The sequence below is a fragment of the Pseudodesulfovibrio indicus genome, assembly GCF_001563225.1.
Lineage (GTDB): Bacteria > Desulfobacterota > Desulfovibrionia > Desulfovibrionales > Desulfovibrionaceae > Pseudodesulfovibrio > Pseudodesulfovibrio indicus.
On the sequence record NZ_CP014206.1, the window covers coordinates 2,995,259 to 3,016,010 of the forward strand.

The window sequence follows — 20,752 nt, forward strand, 5'->3', positions numbered from 1 at the left end:
CCAAAAGGGGGAGCCGACGCTCCCCCTTTTTTTTGGCCCTTTCTAGGGCGAAGGACGCCCCCGCATTGCGCAGCAGGAGTGCAAAAACGGTACGCCCGGACGGCTCTCAATCACTCAAGACACTCTATTTATTGGATAAAGCATGTTGGCACGAAGGTTGCCCCTGTACGTGTGTCAGTGAACACAACCGCTGGAGGTCAGCATGTACCGTTTCATGACCATCACCCTGTCCCTGTGCGCCCTGCTGTTCGGTGCGAGCCTGGCCGTCGCCGCCCCCGAGGTTCCCGGCGACCTGCGGCTCGCTCCGCCCGAGACCATCAAGGCGACCAAGACACCGGTGGACTTTTCCCACGCCCGGCACGGGGCGGCGCAGGTGGACTGCGTCACCTGCCACCACACCTGGGACGGCGCGTCCGCCGTCCAGAGCTGCGCCACCCCCGGCTGTCACGACCAGCCCGGCAAGAAGGGCGCGAACGCCTTCTACACGGCCTTCCACTCCAAGGGCAGCGACAACAGCTGCCTGAGCTGCCACAAGAGCCTGAAGAAGGAAGGCAAGGCGGTCCCGGTGGGCTGTTCCGAATGCCACGCCAAGTAATCGACATCCTCCAAAGCCATACCCCCTCAACCCCCGAAGGCCCGCCCAGGCGGGCCTTCCCCTTTTCCGCGCCCGAAAGAAAAGGCCCGCTCGAAGCGGGCCTTGTTTCTCGTCCGTGATGCCACGGCGTCAGGAGACGCGCAGGGCCTCCTTCACGGCCTTGAGCTTCTTGACCTCGGCCAGGGCGGAGTACAGCTGGTCCAGGTCCTTGACCTCGACCGTGAAGTTCAGGATGGAGGTCCCGTCCACCTTGGATTCGAAGTTGCCGGAGTCGATGTTCACGTCGAGGTCGGCCAGCATGGTGCATATCTTGCCGAGCATGCCCGCCTTGTTCAGGCACTTGATCTTGATCTTGGCCGGATACGGCTTTTCCTCCACGCCCTCCCAGCTGACCTGGAGCAGCCGCTCGTCCTCGAAATTGGAGATGTTCGGGCAGTCGATGCGGTGTACGGTGACGCCCCGGCCGCGCGTGATGTAGCCGAGGATCGGCTCGCCGGGCAGCGGGTTGCAGCAGCTGGCGAAACGCACCAGGACGTTGTCCACGCCGGAAATCTGCAACCCCTCGGCGCGGGGCTTCTTCTTGGGTTCGCCGGGGCCGGACGGTGCGGCGTGGTCGTCGTCGAACTCCGCATCCTTGTCCCGGAACTTGCGCTCGTCCAGCACGTCGCCGTGGGTCATGGCATAGAGCCGCTTGACCACCTTGCGCGGGGTGAAGCGCGAGAACCCGATCTGGGTCAGCAGCTCGTCCACGCTGCCGCAGTTGAACTCCCCGGCCAGCTTGATCAGGTCGCCGTCCTTGATCGCCTTCTGCATGTTGATGCCGACCCGGCGGCCTTCCTTCTCCAGCATCTCCTTGGCCAGGGAGATGGCCCGCTCCTTCTCCACCGTGCGGGTGTACTGCTTGATGCGGGTCCGGGCCTTGGCGGTCTTGACGAACTTGAGCCAGTCCCGGCTGGGGACGCGGTTCTTGTCCGTGATGATCTCCACGGAGTCGCCGTTCTGGAGGGTGTACTGCAACGGCACGATGCGCCCGTTGACCTTGGCCCCGGCGCACTTGTCGCCCACCTCCGAGTGGATGGCGTAGGCAAAGTCCACGGGCGTGGCCCCGTCGGGCAGCTCCTTGATGTCGCCGTTGGGCGTGAACACGTAGACCTCGTCCTGGAACATCTCCAACCGCAGGGAGGACATGAACTCTCGCGGGTCGGACAGCTCGCGCTGCCAGTCCATGATCTGCTTGAGCCAGGTGTAGCGCTCGGCGTCGCGGGTGCCGGTGGACTTGCCCTTCTTCGCGCCCTTGCCCACTTCCTTGTACTGCCAGTGGGCGGCCACGCCGTATTCGGCGATCTGGTGCATCTCCTCGGTGCGGATCTGGAACTCGATGCGCTCGCCGTCCGGCCCGATGACCGTGGAGTGCAGCGACTGGTACATGTTCGCCTTGGGGATGGAAATATAGTCCTTGAACCGGCCCGGCACGGGTCGCCACGCCGCGTGGATGAGGCCGAGGACCGCGTAGCAGTCCTTGAGCGAGTCGACGATGATGCGGAAGGCGATGAGGTCGAAGATTTCGTCGAAGGTCAATCCCTGCTGCTCCATCTTCACGTGGATGGAGTGCAGGTGCTTGGTGCGCCCGAAGACCCGCCCCTTGATCTTGTTCTTCTTGAGCATGTCCGAGATCAGGTCGATGACCTTCTCGATGTACGGCTCGCCCGCGGCGCGGTGCTCGTGCACGGCGTCCGAGAGCTGCTCGAAGACGTCGGGCTTGAGATAGCGCAGGCAGAGGTCCTCCAGCTCGGTCTTGACCCGGTGCAGGCCCAGACGGTTGGCCAGGGGGGCGTAGATGTCCTGGGTCTCCTGGGCGATGAGCCGCCGCTTGACCGGCTTCATGTACTCCAGGGTGCGCATGTTGTGCAGCCGGTCGGCCAGCTTGACCATGAGCACGCGGATGTCTTCGGCCATGGCCAGGATGAGCTTGCGGATGTTCTCCGCCTGCTGCACGGCCTTGGACTCGAAGTCCATCTGGCTGATCTTGGTCACCCCGTCCACGATGTCGGCCACGTCCGAGCCGAACAGATCCTCGATCTCGTCCACCGTGGTGCCGGTGTCCTCCACGGTGTCGTGCAGCAGCCCCGCGGCCACCGTGGCCTCGTCCAGCTGCATGTCGGCCAGCAGGTTGGCCACGTTCATGGGATGGGAGATGTACGGCTCGCCGGAGCGCCGGACCACCCCGTCATGGGCCTGGGCGGAAAAGACGTAGGCCCGCTGGATCAGGTCCAGGTCGGGTTTTTCTATATATGACGCCACCTTGTCGGTGATCTCGTTGATGCGAATCATGTATGCGTGGCCTTATGGCTGGTGTTGCAGCCGTCGTGGAATCCACCACTTCTCGAAATTATAGGATATCCCCGCCGGGGCGGCCTTGATGTTCTGTATCCGGGCCTGGACGATGGGCAGGGACATGGGAACGTAGAGAAAACAGTAGGGAACGTCTTCGTGCAGGATTTCCTGCACCCGGTCGTAGACGGGCTTGCGCTCCTCCTGCACGACCATGTGCCGCCCGCGCTCCAGAAGCTCGTCCAGCTCGGGGTTGACGTAACGGATGAAGTTCAGCCCGCCGTCCACCGCCATGGAGGAATGCCAGACGTTATAGATGTCCGGGTCCTGGAGGATGTTCCATCCCAAGATAATAGCGTCGAAGCGGCCCTTGTCAACGAACTCCTTGATGAACGCCGCCCACTCCACCGTGCGCAGGGAGACCTGGATGCCGATCTCCTTGAGCCGCTGCTGGAGGATGACCCCGGTCTTGATGCGCTGGGAGTTGCCCTGGTTGGTGATGATCGAGAACGCGAACCGCTTGCCGTCCTTGTCCAGCCAGCCGTCGCCGTCGGAATCGGTCCAGCCTGCTTCGGCCAGCAATTCGCGGGCCTTGGCCGGGTCGTAGGCGCGCGGCTTGACGTCCTCGTCATACTGCCAGGTGCCGGGCTTGTAGGGACCGTTGGCCGCCTTGCCCAGCCCGTAGAGCACGCCCTTGACCAGCTCGCGGCGGTCGATGGCGAAGTCGATGGCCTTGCGCACGCGCACGTCCTTGAAGAACGGGTGCTTGAAGTTGAAACCCAGGAAGGTGTAGCCGAAGGACAGGTACTCGAACTTGTGGAAGCTGCCGTCCCATCCCGGCCCGGTGGTCTGGTAGAGATACTGGAGGGGATCGAGCCCCATCATGTCGAGGTTGCCCGCCTTGAGCTCCAGGAACTGGGTACCCATGTCCGGAATCATGCGGTAGATGACGCGGTCGATGTACGGCCTGCCCTCGAAGTAGTTCGGATTGGCCTCAAGGACCAGCTGGCTGCCCGCGTCCCACTCCTTGAGGATGTACGGCCCGGCCCCCAGGGGCTGGCGGCTGTATTTGGTGTTCAGCAGGTCCTCGCCCTCCAGGGCGTGCTTGGGCAGGATGTCCGTGGCCCAGGAGACCAGCGCCTTGGCGAACGGCTGGTCGTAGGTGACCTCGAAGGAAAATTTGCCCGTCTTGCGGAACTCCTTGACCAGCTTGAAGTTGCCCGCATAGGCCGTGGGCGTCTCGGGGTCGATGGTCAGCCGGTAGGTGAACTCCACGTCGTCCGCCGTGAGCTGTACCCCGTCGGTCCAGTAGATGTCCTCGCGCAGCTTGAACTTCAGCAACTTGCCGCCGTCCAGCACCTCGTAGGACTCGGCGGCGTAGGGCACCAGGTTGATGTCCTTGTCGTATTTGAGCAGGCCGACGTAGATCAGCCCCGCGATCTCGTGGGACGAGGAATCCGAGGCCAGGACGGAGATAAGGTTGCTCGGCTCCCCGATGGTCGGCTGCACCAGCGTGCCGCCTGACTCGGGCGCAGCGGGGACCGCCGCCGGGTCGATCGGCGGCACGGGCGTGGCCGGGCCGCCCCCGTCGGAGCAACCGGCCAGGAGAACCAGACAGAGCAATGGTGCCAGAAGCTTGAGTAGTCTCATTTTCCCTTGCAAAAACAGTTTGGTTGGACCATACAATTATGCGAGCATGGCTGATGTTCACAGTATGGACCAATGGTAGCCAAAAGCCAAGAGTCCACATGGAGATAGGGAAAACAAATCCGACTTGCCCATTGTCCGGGTTATATGTAAGAAGTCCTGTTCGATTCCCTTGAAGCGATGAATTGAAGAGACCCCGAATGAGTAGCGGCGAAGAACAGATAGTCAAATCCATATTGCAGGATTTCATAGGCGACAGCATCCCGGATTACATCCTGGAGAGCGCCCATGGTATTGTTGCCGAGAACGGCGTTTCCAAGCTGGACTTGAAGAAACGTGAACAGTACTGGGATATTGACGGCCAGGTCCAGGGCGACGAATTCCAGAACTACACCTCGGAAATCGGCCTGAACCTGTCGGATCAGACCATCAACTACTACTGCAACTGCCCCGATTCCTTCTCGGGCGTCTGCCGTCACGTGGCGGCCACCGCGGTCAAGTTGCTCAAGTCCCTGGACACCGAGTCCGGCGGCGAGATGCCCACCCCGCGCACGGACTGGCGCCAGACCTTCCGTCCCTTTTTCGCCACCGAGCTGGAGCCGGAATCCGGCCGTCATTACCTTATCTACCGAATTTATCCCGAACTGGGCCGCCTTCAGGTGGCCTTCTTCCGCGCCCGCCAGAACAAATCGGGCATCTCCCAGGTCCAGAACGAAGTCACCCTGGCCCAGATCGTGGAGAACCCGGACTGGTGCGACACCTCCCCGGCCCTGCCCGGCGTGGCCGAGCAGATCGGCCACTACCTCGACTACTGGGGCCACAAGGTGGAGATCCCCGCGGGTCTGCACTCCTGGTTCTTCCGCGCGGTCAAGAACGAGTACTATCTCTACCTGCGCGAAACCGACCAGCCCGTGACCATCGAGTCCAAGACCATGCAGCTCAAGCTCTCCCCGACGCTCTCCGAGGACGGGCTCTCCTTCGACATCCTGCTGGCGCGCGAGGACAAGATGCCCTTCTCCATCACCGACGAGGAGGAAATCTATTTTTACGGGCGGCTGCCGCTGTGGGTGTACTACAAGAACTCCTTCTACCCGGTGCAGACCGGCCTGGACCCGAAGCTGGTCCAGGGCATGGTCGAGCAGAAGCCCATCGTCCCCCACGCGGACGTGTCCGAGTTCCTGGACCGCGTCTGGACCCAGATTCCGGTCAGCGACCTGTGGGGACAGGAGGACTTCCTGGAGCGTGTCGGCCCCATCTTCAAGGATGCAGAATACGACCCCAAGCTCTACCTGGACGAAGAGGGGTCCCTGCTGGTGCTCAAGATCCAGAACATCTACGCCAACGAGCACGGCGAGTTCATCATGCCCGGCCCCAATCCCGACCTCCAGACCGGCTCCTATCACGAGGGCGGCAAATCCTATCTCATCCGCCGCGCCCAGAACGAGGAGGCCCAGCTCCTGGCCGAGTTGCAGGACATGCACTTCCAGGCCAGGAACAACCACATCTGGTTCATGGAGCAGGAGGAGGCCATCACCTTCCTGCTCGACTTCTACCCGCAGCTGGTGGAGGCGTACCGGGTCTTCGGCGAACAGAACCTGACCCGCTACAAGGTGCGCACCACCCAGCCCGTGGTGGTCGCCGAGGTGGAGACGGACGAAGAGGACAAGTGGTTCAACCTGGAACTCTCCGTGGAGTACGACGACCAGCGCGTGCCCATCGAGATCATCTGGGAGGCATGGACCAAGGGCAAGCGGTACGTCCAGCTCAAGGACGGCTCTTACACCAGCCTGCCCGAGTCCTGGCTGAACAAGCTCGGCCACAAGCTCAAGGCGCTCGGCTTCGACCCGGAGAAGGCGCCCAAACAGCAGTTCAACCAGTTCGAGGCCCCGGTGCTCGAAAAGATCCTGGAAGACCTGCCCCAGGCCCAGACCGATGAATTTTTCGTCAAGCTGCGGGAGAAGATAAACAACTTCGACCAGATCAGGATGATCGAGCAGCCCAAGGAATTGCAGGCCACCCTGCGCCCCTATCAGATTCAGGGCCTGAGCTACCTGAATTTCCTGCGCGAGTACGGCTTCGGCGGCATCCTGGCCGACGAGATGGGCCTCGGAAAGACCATCCAGACCCTGTCCTACATCCAATCCCTGGTGGACAGCGGCATCACCGGGCCGAACCTGATCATCGTGCCCACCTCGGTCCTGCCCAACTGGGAGCGCGAGGCGCAGAAGTTCGTGCCCGGCCTGAAACGGCTGACCATCTACGGGGCCAAGCGCGAGGGCCTGTTCCAGCACATCAAGGACTCGCACCTGGTCATCACCACCTACGCCCTGCTCAGGCGCGACCTGGACGAGCTGCTCAAGTTCGAATACGCCAGCGTCATTCTGGACGAGGCGCAGAACATCAAGAACCCGAACACCATCACCGCCCGCTCGGTGCGCAAGCTCGAAGCCGGGCTGCGCGTCTGCCTGTCGGGCACGCCCATCGAGAACAACCTGTTCGAGCTGTGGTCCCTGTTCGAGTTCCTCATGCCCGGATTCCTGGGGTCCCAGCACAGCTTCCAGCGCGGCATCGTCAAGCCCATCAAGGACGGCGACGAGGAGACGCTGGAGTATCTGCGCACGCGGGTCAAGCCGTTCATCCTGCGCCGCACCAAGGCGGAGGTGGCCAAGGACCTGCCGCCCAAGATCGAGACCACCCACTACTGCGAGCTGGTGGACGAACAGCGCGAGCTGTACAACGCCCTGGCCAAGAAGCTCAAGGACCAGGTCCTCCGGGACGTGGACGAAAAGGGCATGGCCAAGAGCCAGATGTCCATCCTCGACGCCCTGCTCAAGCTCCGCCAGATCTGCTGCCACCCCAGGCTGCTCAAGCTCGACATGCCCGGCGTGTCCACCAACCTGCCGTCCGGCAAGTTCGACGCCTTCAAGGATCTGGTGGTGGACATCATCGAGGGCGGCCACAAGGTGCTCGTCTTCTCCCAGTTCGTGCAGATGCTCCATGTCATCCGCAACTGGCTGCAAATCCGGGAAATCCCCTTCGCCTACCTGGACGGCTCCTCCAAGGACCGCTTCGAGCAGGTGGACAAGTTCAACGATTCCCCGGACATCCCGATCTTCCTGATCTCCCTCAAGGCGGGCGGCACCGGCCTGAACCTGACCTCGGCCGACTACGTCATCCACTACGACCCGTGGTGGAACCCGGCGGTGGAGAACCAGGCCACGGACCGCACGCACCGCATCGGCCAGAAGCGCCAGGTCTTCGCCTACAAGATGATCTGCCAGAACACCGTGGAAGAGCGCATCCTCAAGCTCCAGGAACAGAAGAAGGACGTGGCCGAAGCGATCATCCCCGGTCAGTCGGCCCTCAAGAGCCTGACCCGCGACGACCTGGAGATGCTGTTCGAGATTTAATTCGTAAACAGGAAATATTCCTATTTACAACAGTCAGTCGTCCTGCTAATTCTCGTGGGTCGCCGCGTAACGGCACTCAACCACAGGTTTTTCCTTGGAGAGGTCCATGAGACATCCCATGCACAAGATATACGACTGGTCCACCTTCGCCTTTGACCCGCTGCACGAATTCTGGGAGCGTGACGCCACCCAGCGCGCCGTGGCCGGGTTCCTGGTTCTGGTCTTCGTCCTCGCCCTGGGGACCATCGAGATGAAACGCCAGGGATGGATGCCCGCCCCGCTGGACCACATGGTCCCGACCAGCCACTACATGGCCATCAACCTGGCCTTCACCCTGGTCCTGGTGCTGGAGGTCATCAGCCTGATCTTCACCCTGCCCTGCTCCATCTCCAAGGCCGTGGGCAAGCAGTTCGAGATCCTCGCCCTGATCCTGCTGCGCAGCGCGTTCAAGGCCCTGGCCGACTTCCCGGAGCCGATCACCATCACCGGCCACGAACAGGAGTTGTGGGTCATCATCGCCGACGGCGGCGGGGCCGTGGCCATCTTCGCCCTGCTCGGCGTCTACTCCCTGCTGCGCCGCAACCTGGACGAGACCCTGCGCAAGGGCGAGCCGCTGTTCAAGTTCGTGGCCGCCAAGAAGCTGGTGGCCCTGATCATGCTGGTCATCTTCATCGGCATGGGCATCAAGAACGGGCTGCATTTCCTGAACGGGGAGCACCCCTTCCACTTCTTCCAGAGCTTCTACACGGTGCTCATCTTCAGCGACATCATGCTGGTGCTCATCGCCCAGCGGTTCCTGCCCGAATTCCGGGCGGTCTTCCGCAACTCCGGCTTCGCCCTGGCCACCCTGCTCATCCGGCTGGCCCTGACCGCGCCCCCCTACTACAACGTGGGCATCGGCATCGGCGCGGCGATTTTCGCCTGCCTGCTGACCCTGGTTTACAACATCTTCTATTCGACCAACTCGCGTTTTCTCCGCAAGCGGGCCTAGCAGGCGGGATCAGCCCCGGACCAGGGCCGCGGCCTCGGCCGGGGAGACGGACGGCGCAAGGACCCCGAACCCGCCGGCAACGAACCCCAGGACCGTGCACCGGCAGTGGGCGGGCTTGAAGTGAAAGAGGTCGCCCAGGGGATGGCCGGTCACCCGGCAGAGCACGGCCCGGATGACCCCGGCATGGGTCGCGGCCAGCACGGGCATTTCGCCCCCGGCCAGCCTGCGCATGGCGCCCATGGCCCGCTCCGCCACTTCCTCGAAGCTCTCCCCGCCCGACGCGCGGAACGAAGCGAACTCGCGCCCCCGCCGCGCATAGTCGCCGGGGTGGTCCCGCCGAATGGTCTCGAAAGGAAGTCCGTCCCACTCGCCCATGTCGATCTCGTCCAGCTCCGGCCAGGTCTCCACAGGCAGCCCCAGCCGCTCGGCCAGGGGAGAAACCGTGTCCACGGCCCGGATGGCCGGGCTTGAGCAGAGCCGCGCCAACCCCGCCTCCGCGAAGCTCCCGGCCAGTTCCATGGATTGGGTCTCGCCGTCGGGCGAAAGGCGCGTCGGAGTCCGCCCGATGCACGTCCCCGGCGCAACGTCCGTGACGGCGTGGCGCAGCAGGATGATCACGCCAACGCCTCCGCCGCCACCCGCTCGGCGGGCTCGCCCATCTCGCGGTCGAAACGGGCCATGAGCACGCGGGCGCGGGTCAGGCGGCCCAGGATCGCCTCCTCGGCGCCCTCCTCGTGTCGGTACATCTCGGCCTTCTCCAGATAGCGGCCCTCCAAAGGCACGGCACGGTCGCAGCGGACCAGCTTGTCGGCCAGAAACACGGCCTCGCGCTCGGTGATCGGCACGTCGTCGGCCTGGGAAAGATCGAAGTGATCGGCCACGATGTCCGCCGCGCGGGAAAAACCGTGGTCGCGCAGCAGCTCGGCCCCGGCGGCCTCGTGCCGCTTGGTGCCCTTGCCGATGTCGTGGGTCAGCGCCGCGCCCAGGGCCAGGCCGGGGTCGAGCCGGACCGCGCCCGGGCGCTCGGAGAACCGCGCGTTCAGCCGTTCGCACAGGGCCGCCGCCACCCGGGCCACGGCCCGGCAATGGCCGATGATGTGGTCGCTGGTCCCCTGCATGGCCCACAGGGCGCAACATTCGTCCTCCAGGGGATAGCCCGCGTCGGCCACGGCCAGGGCGAATTCGTAGTCCTCCGGATGGTCGAGGTCGTGGACCGTGCCCAGGTCGGCCACGTCCACGTCGAGCGCGGCGGATTCCAGCCCTTCCAGCACCGCGCGCAGGCCGCCCTTCCCCCCGTGCACCGCATGATGATCGAGGATAGCCGGAATCGCCTTGGCGGCAATAAGCGGCGGATGGCCGCGCTCGCCCAGGAACCGGGGATAGAGCACGGACGGGGTCTCCCGCGCAAAGATTTCCAGCAACCGGCGCACGGTCTGCGGACGCACCAGGGGGATGTCCGCCGGGAGCATGAAGAAGCCGTCCGTTTCCGGCGGCAGCGCGCGCACCCCGGTCAGGACCGAAGCATACATGCCCTGCTCGAAGGCCGGGTTGTGGACCGCTATGCCGCCCGCCTCCATGACGCAGGCGGCCACCGCTTCGGCGCGCTTGCCCGTGACCGCCACGACGCGCTCCACCCCGCTCTCCCGAAACAGCCGGACGCAGCGCGACAGCACGGTTCCGCCGGGCAGCGGCAGGAGCGGCTTGAACCGTCCCATGCGCGAAGACAACCCCGCCGCCGGTATGACCGCCGCAATGTTCAGGCTCATGCCTTGCCCGCCCTGACCTGGATCAGCTCGCCCACGATGCTGACCGCGATCTCCTCCGGGGTCCGGCCGCCGATGGGCAGCCCGATGGGGCTGTGGCAGCGGTCAATCTCCCCTTGGGTGAAACCGCCCGCCAGGAGCGAGGCGTAAATCTTGTTCCGCTTGGTGGAGCTGCCGATCATCCCCACGTACCGGGCCTTGGTCCGCAGCGCCTCGGCCAGCACGTTGCGGTCGTGCAGATGGCCGCGCGTGACGATGACCACGAACGCCTCGGGGTCGTCCCGGAAGGAATTGCAGCACCCCTCGAAGGACGGCAGGACCACCACCTGGTCCGCCTCGGGGAACCGCTCCCGGTTGGCGTACTCCGCGCGGTCGTCCAGGACCACGGTGCGGAAGCCGACCATGGCCGCCACCCGCGCGGTGAACCGGGACACGTGTCCGGCCCCGAAGATATAGAGCGGTGCGGGCGGAATGAACGGCTCGTCGAGGAGGACGGTCCCGTTGTCACGCTCGAACACGGGCGTCTCCCCGCCGGTCGGACCGGCCTCCAGAAGATGCTCCACGGCCCGCAGCCCGCCGTTCTCGGCCAGCCGGGTCCGAAGCAGTGCGCTCCGCCCCGCGCGCAGCAGGGAGTCCAGCTCGCCGTAGGCGCGGGCGCAGCCGCCGTCCGGTCCCGCCAGCTCCAGAAGCAGGGTCAGGCCGCCGCCGCAGATCATGTCGGAATCGGCGGCCAGCTCCTGGGTCATGTCCACTTCCATCAGCCGGGCCTCGCCGTCAGGGCGCGACTCGGCCAGCATCTTCCCGGCCTCCCGGCAGGCGCGGGCTTCGGCCAGTCCGCCGCCCACGGTGCCGATGATGGAGCCGTCGCCGCGCACCGCCATCTTCGCGCCCGAGGAACGCGGCGTGGACCCGGAACTCTCCACCACCGTGGCCAGGACAAAGGGTTCGCCGCCACGCACCAGCCCGCTCACTTCCCGCACAAATCCGATCATCGTTCGCTCCCTGTATCCAAACGGCGCTTGCCCAGGCCCGGTATGGCCGGTCGGCGACCGTCACGCAATTGTATTTCCAACTCCAATGCGCCGCAATCCAGGGACGCGGCCACACCGGGCAACGTCCGCAGGGCGGCGAAAACATCCTCCCGCTCCACCTGGCCGCAGATGGTCAGCGAGAGCCGATTTGTCGCACGGCGGGCCTCGAACCTGGGATCGAACCGGGCCGCGAAATCCCCCACGCCGGGCAACCCGTAGAGCAACTCGTTCAGCTCATCCAGGCGCAGGACGCCCGCCCCCAGTTCGACGCCGTCCCCGACGCGCCGGACCTGGGGGTCCAGCCGCTTGAGGGGCGAGCCGCACACGCACTCCCCGGCGAGGATGCGCCCCACGTCGCCGGTGCGGTACCGGATGAGCGGCATGCCGCGCCTGAGCGGCGTGGTCACGACCATCTCGCCGAACTCGCCGTCCGGCAGGAGCCGCCCGGTGTCCTGGTCCGCGATCTCCACATACACGTCGGCCTCGCGCAGGTGCATGCCCGAACCGGGCGCGCATTCCACGCCGCCGCCCAGGCCGGTCTCGATCATGCCCCAGTGGCGGAAGGGACGGCAACCGGGAATCCCGGCCACGTTGCGAACCACGGCATCGGGAACGGTGTCCCAGCAGAGCAGGGCCGAACGGATGGGACCGTGGGTCGGCCCGCGCCGGGCATAGGCCAGGGCCAGCAGATTCAGATGCGCCGGAGAACCCACCACGCAGGTCGCGCCCAGGTCCAGGCAGCGGTCCAGAGCCGCGTCCGCGTCCTCCAGGGGACCGAAGGTCTCGGCCCGCGCCCCGAACCGGGACAAGGCCTCGTCGAGCAGCCGCCCCACCCCGCCGGGCCGCTCGCCGGGCAGGAAGACCAGGGCGGTCTCGCCCGCGCCGAGCATGTTGGCCATGCCCCGGCTGAAGAATTCCGTGGTCGCGGCCAGGTCCTCGCCGGTATGGAAGACCCGCTTGGGGATGCCGGTGGTCCCGGAACTGGTCAGGGTGACCACCCGCGCGATCTCGTCCTGCGACACGCAGAGCAACCGCTCCGGGGCCGCGCCGAGCAGGTCCGGCGTGATCATCGGCAGCTTCGAGAAATCGTCCAGGGAACGCAGGGACGCGCCGTCGAACCCGTCGAGGTGACGAGCATAGAACGGGCTGTTCGCCCTGGCGTGGTCAACCAGTTCGGCCAAGCGGTCCGCAAGCCACGCTTCAAACTCCGCCCGCGACGGGATCGCCCCGTCGGCCAGCCCCATGCGGCGCGACAGCCAGAGGTCAGGGAACGGCAATGCCATCGCACTTCCCCCGGTACAGGGTCTCGCCGTCCATGGACGTCAGGTTGTAGGCGCAGAACGGGATGAGCCGCCCGTCGGGCGAAACCTCGTGGATACAGCAACCCTTGAGCCGGTCCAGGTCCAGGGTCCAGCAGTCCTGAAAGGCCATGGCCGACACGGCCAGGGTGTGGGTGGCCGCGCGGCGGATGAAGGCGTCAAGCTCGTCCGTCGGCCCGGCCTCGGCAGGCTGCCCGAAATCCATGGGCAGCTCGCGGCCCGGCCGGGCCCACTGGCGCTTGACGAACGTCTTGGCCGCATCCGCCCCCTCCGAGGCCGGGCGCGGTGCGCAGCCGCACTTGGACCCGGCCGAGAGCCGGGTCAGGCCGCCCGTCTCGGTGACCACGTAGTTGGCGTGAAAGGAGCAGTAGGCGTGCTCGCAGCCCGGCGGGCTGAAGTCCGAAGCCCGGAGCAGGCCCGAGGTCTGCGCCTCCAGGCCGCGCATGATCTCCGGCAGGGTGATGCGCTCCCCGTCGCCGGGCGGGCTGGGATAGCGCCCGAAATAACTGACCGGCTGGAAATGGACGCCGCGCACCACGGGGGAGCGGTCCACGGCCAGCCGCAGGATGTTGCCCAGTTCGTGGTCGTTCACGCCGGGAACCACCGTGGGGACGAGGATCACGCCCACCCCCGCCTCGGCCAGAGCATCGAGGGCGGCCAGCTTGTCCGCGATCAGCGGACGACCGCGCAGCGTCCGGTAAACGCTGTCGTCCGTGCCGTCGAACTGGAGAAAGACCGAATCCAGACCGGCCTCGGCCAGCCTCACGGCATACCCCTTTTCGCGGGCCAGGCGCAGCCCGTTGGTGTTCAGCTGGATGAACGGGAATCCCTTGTCCTTGCCCATGCGGATGAGATCGGGCAGATCCTCGCGCACGGTGGGCTCGCCGCCGGAGAGCTGGATGTTGCAGAACCCGGAGGCCCGCTCCACCCGGTCGAAGAGGCGGCCAATGTCGTCGGGGCACGGGTCCGGGGACGCCTTGGCCCCGGACGAGGCGAAGCAGACCGGGCAGCCGAGGTCGCACCGCCAGGTGACCTCGATGAGCGCGGTGCAGGTGTGCTGGCGGTGGGCCTCGCACAGCCCGCAGTCCAGGGGGCATCCCTTGTCCACGCTGGTGAACGGGGTCTTGGGCCCGGACGGGACCTTGTCCCGCGCCCAGGAGGAAAAGGACGGCTCGCCGCGCCAGACCACGGTGCGGAACTCGCCGTGGTCCGGGCAGGTCTTGACCAGGAAGGTCTCGTCGCCCACGGTCTCGTGGGCGGCGGGAATGGGCGTCAGGCAGACGGGGCAGACACTACCGGAGTTCACGACAGGTCGCGTCCCTGTGCCGGGTCCAGCCCGTTCTCGACCAGGATTTCGCGGACCTTGGCGTTGGCGTCGGCCACCAGCCCCCCGCACCGCTCCGGGTGGGGCGCGCCGCAGCCGCCGTCCAGGATGTCGCCGCAGGCCGTGCCGCCGTATTCGAGGGTGCGCGCCACGAACCAGTCGCGCATGGATTCGAGCATCAACGGCAGGGAGTCGTCCGGCTCCTCGTCGTCCGTGCCCTTGGCCGCGTACAGGCCAAGCGCCAGGACCGAGCCGGTCAACACCCCGCACGGCCCGGAGCAATCGCCCAGCCCGTTGCACAGTCCGCCCGCCGCGCGGACCAGGTCCGGGTCCTCGCGGCCCATCTCGTCCAGGGCCATGATGACCATCATCTGGCTGCAACAATAGCCCTTTCCGCCCAGTTCCATGACCCGGAGTCCGTTGTCGTCCAGCATCATTTCACTCCTTGCTTCCTGGCGATCATCAAGAAATAGCCCGCATTCCGCCCGCAGCCGCAACCGTGCCGCCCGGCCTCGCCGCTCCAGGCGAGCCGCGCGGCGAGGTCCCGGAGGAGCCGGGAGTGGTCCTCGGTCAGTTCCACGGAGAATCCGCGCTCCCGGACCAGCCCGGCGATGTCCGCCAGGGGCGCGGCGCGGTCGGCGCAGGACGCACCGCCCTCCGCCGGGGAACCGGACGCGCACAGGTCGGACAGGACCAGGAAGCCGCCCGGCCTGAGCACGCGGTGAAATTCGTCAAGCCCCCCCGCCCTGTCGTCGAACAGGGAGAGCACGCATTCGCAGAACACGGCGTCGAACCGGCCCTGGCCAAAGGGCAGTTCGTCGCCCCGCGCGCGGATCAACCCCGCAGCCCCGTGCGCACGCGCCAATTGACCGGCGGACGGCTCCACGCCGAAGGCGCGCACGCCGAAACGGGAGCGCAGCCGGGAGACCGTGGCCCCCAGCCCTGCCCCCACGTCGAGCACGGTCCAGCCCGGCACCGCGCCGATGAACTCGGCGGCCCGGTCCGTCAGCTCGAACCCGCCGGGGCGCAAGGTCGGCCCCGCCGCCTCGTGCAGCGCTTCGCGCTCCCACAGGGGAACCGGCGCGGACGCGACCACGGCTACTTGTCCTCCAGCAACTGCTCCACCTGATGCATCTTGCCGCCCGCCAACCCCTCGGGGATGAGCACGTATCCGCACTTGGCGCAGACCGGCAGCTCCACCTTGAACAGGGATTCGAGATACTCCAGCTCCACCGGCTTCATGGACATGGGTTCATCGCAGGCCGCGCACCGCCATCCGGCGGCATCGGCCTCGGGCACCTTGATCACGCTCACGGCTGGCCTCCCTTGATATGCATGCGGTGGCTCCAGGCGTTGTGCACCAAGTGGGAGCCGTCCCGCTTTTCGTATTCGACCCAATAGGTCACGACCACCGGCCGGAACGAGGCCAGGAACCGCCCGGTCTCCGCATGGACCAGATGACGGCCCGACCGCTCGGCCTGGAGCAGGACCTTCTGCACGTCGCTCTTGAGGATGCGCCGCGACTCCATGGCCGCCGCACCCTGCTCGGAGAACTCCACGGCCACGGACTCCCAATCCTCGGCCCGGACGCCGCTCTCCTCGCCCCACAGCCCGCGCAGCAGGGTTTCGCGCAGCCGGACGCGGTTCTCGCGCCGGGCCGAATGGCCGGTGACCGGCCTCGCTCCCCCCATGCCTTCGGACGGATAGAGCAGATCGTACAGATGGACGGCCCGCCGGCCGGTCCTGGCGATCATCTCCCGGCACATGGCGCAGTAGGTGACGTAGTCCTCGTCAACGCCCTCGGTCCGGGCGCGGGCGGCGGCCTCGGCCAGGTCCGGGTCCACCTCGGCAAGCAGCCCGCCGTAGCCGCAGCACTGGGTCAGCCCGCCGGTGTAGCGCGGCTCGACCACGCTCACGCCGAGTTGGCCCAGCAGGGAGCGCACGTCGGCGCGCAGGGAGCCGTCCTCGCGGGCCGCGCACGGGTCGTTGACCGCCAGGGTCCCGCCCGCCTCGGCGGATTCGGGCAGCCCGAGCGCGCTGAGGATGGACCAGTGGGACACGATCTCGGCCTGGGGCATGGCCTCGCGCAGGAGCTTCATGCACGACGGGCAGGCCGCGATGATGTGCGGCGAGCCGAGCCCTTCCCAGTCCGCCTTGAGTTCGGCCAGGGACTCGCCGAACAGCGCTTCGCGGCCCGACCACTGGGCCGGCGCGCCGCAACAGCGGAGCATCAGCCCGACGTTGCCCAGCCGGGCGCGGAGGTCCGCATAGGCGCGCTCCACTCCGTCCGGGGAGGTGGCCGCCAGCTGGCAGCCGGGGAAAAACACGTAGTCGCTGGCAGACGTTCCCGGCGCGTGCCGGGCCAGGGCGCAGCGGTCGCCGTCGGCAAAGGCCATGTCGCGCAGGGCGAATTCGTGGGCCGACGGGGGCATGGTCCCCTTGCCGATCATGAAACGCCGCGCGTCCAGGCAGACCTCGGCCATGGAGAAATCCTCGGGACAGACCGTCTCGCACAGCCCGCAGAGCATGCACGAATTGATCATCCTGTTGGCCTGGCGCGTGCCCTTGACGATGGACTCGTTGTTGTAGATGCGGCGCACGTAGACCTTGGGATAATGCTTGTAGTGCTTGAGGTAGACGCACCCCTTGACGCACTCCATGCACTCGCATTGCAGGCAGCGGGCCGCTTCCTCGCGGGCCTTGGCCGCGTCGTAGCCGCCCTTGGCCGGGACCGGGGGCGTTGGTTCGATCCCTTCCAGGCTGGTGAAGAGCCGGGTCGGGTACGGCCCCTCCAGTTCGCGGCTGGTGACCATGGACACGCCCTGGGTGAAGCGCAGGACCGAATTGGCCGCACGCCGTCCGGCGGCCGCCCGGAACACGGGCGATTCGGTGCCGGGCGTGCAGGCGAACAGGCCGTGGCGGGCCGTGCCGAGGGTCAGTTCGTCCGGCTCGCCGAAGGCCATCAACCCGAGAGAAACCGCGTCGCCGTCCACGAAGACCGCGTCGCGCTCCTCAAGCTGGGCCTCCAACAGGTCGGCTGTCGGCTCCTGCCCGGTCACGAGGGTCACGCCGAGTTTGGTCAGAGATTCAAGCTCCTTCTCCAGCACCCCTTCGGGCAGGGAGAACGAGATGGAGGGCGCGGAGCAATAGAGGGTCACGGAGAACCCACGGCGGCCCATCTCCCAGGCCGCGCACAGCCCGGCCAGGCCGCCGCCGAGGACGGCCACGCTCTTGCGGTTGGACGGCAGCGGGCGCGGCGGATTCACGGCCTTGGCGTTGTCCGCCAGGAACCGCTCCAGCGCGCCCATCTCGATAGGCCCTCCCCGGTCGCCGCGCACACAGGCCGACTTGCACGGCTCGTCGCAGGCGCGGGCGAGCACGCCGGGCAGCGGCATGGTCTTGGCCAGCACCGCCCAGGCCTTGTCCACCTGCCCCGCCGCCAACAACCGGCAACATTCGCGGGCGTCCACATGCAGGGGGCAGGCCGCCACGCAGCGCGCCGACTCCTCCTGGATGCACTTGTTCTCCCAATGTCTCAATTCCGCCTGTTCCATGGCACCCCGCCTGCAGAAAAGGGCGGCCCATGCCTAGGCACGGGCCGCCCCTGTTGATGGTTGACGTCGATTAACCCTTGAGGGCGGCAAGCACCTTCTCGGGGTATGCGGGCAGGTCGCGGATGCGGGCGCCGCAGGCGTTGTAGATGGCGTTGATGATCGCCGGGTGCGGACCGCACAGCGGGATCTCGCCCACGCCGGACGCGCCGAAGGGACCGTCGGGACGCGGGGACTCCACGTAGATGATCTCCATGTTGTCCGGGATCTGCTTGATGTACGGGAAGCCTGCGCCGGCCAGGGTGGAGTGCTTCTGGATGTCCTCGTAGTCTTCGGACAGCGCCAGGCCGATGCCCTGGGCGAGGCCGCCGTAGATCTGGCCGTCGGTCACCAGGAAGTTGTTCACCATGCCGATGTCGGCGACCATGGTCATGGCCTCGACAGTGGTCTTGCCGGTGGCGACCTCGACGGCCACCTCGGCCAGGAACACGCCGTACATGTAGCAGCAGAACGGGTTGCCCTGGCCGTTTTCATCGCAGTCGTTGGCCGGGGCCGTGAACTTGCCGTGATGGCGCAGTTCCAGCTTCTCGGCGACCATCTCGTCGTAGGTCCGGAAGGTGCCGTCGGGCTTGGTCATCGCGGTCACGAGGCGCTCGCAGGCGTTCTTGGTGGCCTGGCCGACCATGACCTGAGAGCGGCTGCCGCCCGCGGGTCCGGCCATCGGGGCCAGGCTGGTGTCGGCCATGACCAGATGGATGCGGTCCGGGGTGATGTTCAGGGGACGCAGGGCCTCGTGGGCGGTGCCCAGGGTACCCATGTCCGCGCCCTGGCCGTGGTCGCCCCAGGTGGAGTAGATGGTCACGGAGCCGTCCGCGTTCAGGGCGGCGTCGACCTCGGCGGAGTCCGGGCCGTCCAGGCCGGAACCGTACACGGCCACGGCCACGCCCACGCCGCGCTTGATGGCGTCGGTGGACTCGGCGGCGGCCTTCTTCTTGGCGGCCTCATACTTGGGGCGCACCTTGTCGATCATCTCCGGCAGGGAGTAGACCTCGGGGTCCTGGCCCGTGGGGGTGGTGGAACCCTTGCGGTAGACGTTCTTGTAGCGCAGCTCCAGCGGGTCCATGCCCAGCTTCTCGGCCAGCTCGTCCATCAGCACCTCGGAGGGGAACTCCGCTTCCGGTCCGCCGTAGCCGCGGAAGGCCGCGCCCCAGCAGTGGTTGGTGCAGACGGTGCGGCCCTCGCCCCGGATGGCCGGGATGTCGTAACCGGCGCCGATGAACTGCGCGCCGCGCAGGGTCAGCAGATCGCCGAACTCGGAGTACGGGCCGTGGTCCACGGTCCAGTCGGTCTCCATGCCGAGCAGCTTGCCGTCATTGGTGGCGGCCATGCGCACGGTGGTGAACTGCGGCGAACGCTTGCCGGTGTACTGCTGCTGCTGTTTGTAGGTGTAGTTCAGGTACACGGGACGGCCGGTGGCCAGGGCCGCCGCGCCGACCAGCGCTTCCATGGTCGGGGAGAACTTGTAGCCGAAGGTGCCGCCGGTGGGGTTCTGGACCATGACCATGTTCTCGGGCTCGACGCCCAGGCCGGGGGCGATCATGAACATGTGCAGGTGCACGCCGATGGACTTGGAGTGGATGTACAGCTTGTCCTCGTCCATGTAGGCGAACCCGACGTCCGGCTCGATGGGCAGGTGAGGCTGGCGCTGGGTGTAGTAGTCGCCTTCGACGACCACGTCGGCGGAGTCGAAAATCGGAGCGGTCTCGGGACCCTTGGCGATCTTCTGGACGTAGTAGACGTTGGGGGTGCCGGGGTGAATCTCGATGGCGTCGTCGGCCATGGCCGCGGGCGCGCTCATGTACTCGGGCAGCTGCTCCAGCTCGACCTTGACTTTGGCCGCGCCTTCTTTGGCGGCCTTCGGGGAGTCCGCGCAGACGATGGCGATGGCGTCGCCGTACTGGAAGACCTTCTCGTCGCACAGGATGGGACGGTCCCAGCCGTCGCCCTTGTTGCTCGGGAAGGTGATCAGGCCGGTGATGCGGTTCTTGCCCTTGACGTCCTTGTGGGTCACGACCTTGAACACGCCGGGAACGGCCTCGGCCTCGGTCACGTCGATGGACTTGATGTTGGCGTGGGAGACCTCGGCCTGCACCAGTTCGCAGTGCAGGGTTCCGGGGGGCAGGCGCAGACCGACGTCGGCGCCGAAGTCCCAGGTGCCGGTGACCTTGGCCACGGCGGTCGGACGCGGGAACTTGGTTCCCCAGATGCGGCCGTCCTCGGGAATCCTGAAGATCAGGTCATCCATGGTCTTCTCGCCGCGCATGACCTCGGCGGCGGCCATGACCGCGTCAACCAGGGGCTTGTAGCCGGTGCAGCGGCAGGCGTTGCGATTCTTCTGGAACCAGTCGCGGACCTCTTCGCGGGTCGGCTTGGGGTTGCTCGTCAGCAGCGCGTAGGTGGAGACCAGGAAGCCGGGGGAACAGAACCCGCACTGGGCTCCGCCGTAGGCGATCCAGGCCATCTGGATGGGATGCAGGTTGCCGGGGGTGCCGATGCCCTCCAGGGTGATGACCGTGGTCCTGTTCTCGATCCGTTTCATTTTCAGGTTGCAGGAACGGGTCAGCTTGCCGTCCTTGATGATGCTGCAGCTGCCGCAAAGACCGGTGCCGCAACCGACCTTCACGCTCGTCAGGCCCAGGTTTTGCCGCAGGACGTTGGCCAGGGACTCATCCGGCTCGCAGACGACGTTCCTGGAGACTCCGTTTACTTGGAGCGTCCGTTTGATCATGA

Annotated in this window: 15 protein-coding genes; 3 read left to right on the plus strand and 12 right to left on the minus strand. The window is 66.4% G+C overall.

All coding sequences use genetic code 11. The annotated features are described in order from the left end of the window. The first annotated feature begins 202 nt into the window (after positions 1–202). The gene (locus AWY79_RS13585) at positions 203–595 is read left to right on the plus strand and encodes a cytochrome c3 family protein (RefSeq protein WP_066805004.1); all 393 of its coding nucleotides are present in this window, start codon (positions 203–205) and stop codon (positions 593–595) included. Between the two features lie 129 nt (positions 596–724). Here the strand turns inward: AWY79_RS13585 and AWY79_RS13590 are convergent, their stop codons facing one another. Together AWY79_RS13590 and AWY79_RS13595 are read right to left on the minus strand one after the other, a co-directional pair. After that, positions 725–2,926 (minus strand): RelA/SpoT family protein, encoded by a 2,202-nt coding sequence (locus tag AWY79_RS13590; RefSeq protein ID WP_066805010.1) that lies wholly within the window; start codon positions 2,924–2,926, stop codon positions 725–727. A 12-nt stretch (positions 2,927–2,938) separates the two neighbouring features. After that, the gene (locus AWY79_RS13595) at positions 2,939–4,576 is read right to left on the minus strand and encodes a peptide-binding protein (protein WP_066805012.1); all 1,638 of its coding nucleotides are present in this window, start codon (positions 4,574–4,576) and stop codon (positions 2,939–2,941) included. Positions 4,577–4,773: 197 nt separating this feature from the next. Here AWY79_RS13595 and AWY79_RS13600 point away from each other — a divergent pair, with 197 nt between their 5' ends. Continuing rightward, positions 4,774–7,983 (plus strand): DEAD/DEAH box helicase, encoded by a 3,210-nt coding sequence (locus AWY79_RS13600; RefSeq protein ID WP_066805014.1) that lies wholly within the window; start codon positions 4,774–4,776, stop codon positions 7,981–7,983. Between the two features lie 106 nt (positions 7,984–8,089). Further along, positions 8,090–8,974, plus strand: a complete 885-nt coding sequence (locus AWY79_RS13605) for a hypothetical protein (protein WP_066805019.1) — start codon at positions 8,090–8,092, stop codon at positions 8,972–8,974. A 9-nt stretch (positions 8,975–8,983) separates the two neighbouring features. Here the strand turns inward: AWY79_RS13605 and AWY79_RS13610 are convergent, their stop codons facing one another. The 10 genes from AWY79_RS13610 to AWY79_RS13655 all read right to left on the minus strand — a co-directional run bounded on the left by AWY79_RS13610 (position 8,984) and on the right by AWY79_RS13655 (position 20,750). Next, positions 8,984–9,592: a histidine phosphatase family protein gene (locus AWY79_RS13610; protein ID WP_066805023.1), complete on the minus strand. Its 609-nt coding sequence runs from the start codon at positions 9,590–9,592 to the stop codon at positions 8,984–8,986. Continuing rightward, positions 9,589–10,740 (minus strand): DVU_1551 family NTP transferase, encoded by a 1,152-nt coding sequence (locus AWY79_RS13615; protein WP_066805026.1) that lies wholly within the window; start codon positions 10,738–10,740, stop codon positions 9,589–9,591. Before AWY79_RS13615 ends, AWY79_RS13610 begins: the two co-directional genes overlap by 4 nt. After that, positions 10,737–11,729 carry an XdhC family protein gene (locus tag AWY79_RS13620; protein WP_066805029.1) on the minus strand — a complete coding sequence of 331 codons (993 nt, stop codon included), beginning with the start codon at positions 11,727–11,729 and terminating at the stop codon, positions 10,737–10,739. The genes AWY79_RS13615 and AWY79_RS13620 overlap by 4 nt, the downstream gene beginning before the upstream one ends. Further along, positions 11,726–13,051: a DVU_1553 family AMP-dependent CoA ligase gene (locus tag AWY79_RS13625; RefSeq protein WP_066805032.1), complete on the minus strand. Its 1,326-nt coding sequence runs from the start codon at positions 13,049–13,051 to the stop codon at positions 11,726–11,728. The genes AWY79_RS13620 and AWY79_RS13625 overlap by 4 nt, the downstream gene beginning before the upstream one ends. Next, positions 13,032–14,393, minus strand: coding sequence for a radical SAM (seleno)protein TrsS (trsS, locus tag AWY79_RS13630; RefSeq protein ID WP_066805035.1), 1,362 nt, complete (start codon positions 14,391–14,393; stop codon positions 13,032–13,034). The genes AWY79_RS13625 and trsS overlap by 20 nt, the downstream gene beginning before the upstream one ends. Further along, positions 14,390–14,845, minus strand: a complete 456-nt coding sequence (locus AWY79_RS13635; protein ID WP_066805038.1) for a DVU_1555 family C-GCAxxG-C-C protein — start codon at positions 14,843–14,845, stop codon at positions 14,390–14,392. Before AWY79_RS13635 ends, trsS begins: the two co-directional genes overlap by 4 nt. Continuing rightward, positions 14,845–15,507 (minus strand): DVU_1556 family methyltransferase, encoded by a 663-nt coding sequence (trsM, locus tag AWY79_RS13640; RefSeq protein ID WP_066805041.1) that lies wholly within the window; start codon positions 15,505–15,507, stop codon positions 14,845–14,847. The genes AWY79_RS13635 and trsM overlap by 1 nt, the downstream gene beginning before the upstream one ends. 2 nt (positions 15,508–15,509) lie before the next feature. After that, complete coding sequence (locus AWY79_RS13645; RefSeq protein WP_066805051.1) at positions 15,510–15,725, minus strand: DVU_1557 family redox protein; 216 nt, start codon at positions 15,723–15,725, stop codon at positions 15,510–15,512. After that, entirely contained in the window at positions 15,722–17,965 is a 2,244-nt protein-coding gene (locus AWY79_RS13650; RefSeq protein ID WP_066805054.1) for a pyridine nucleotide-disulfide oxidoreductase/dicluster-binding protein, read from the minus strand. The genes AWY79_RS13645 and AWY79_RS13650 overlap by 4 nt, the downstream gene beginning before the upstream one ends. A gap of 70 nt (positions 17,966–18,035) precedes the next feature. After that, a complete protein-coding gene (locus AWY79_RS13655) occupies positions 18,036–20,750 on the minus strand; it encodes a molybdopterin-dependent aldehyde oxidoreductase (protein ID WP_066805057.1) in 2,715 nt (904 codons plus the stop codon). Positions 20,751–20,752: the final 2 nt, after the last annotated feature.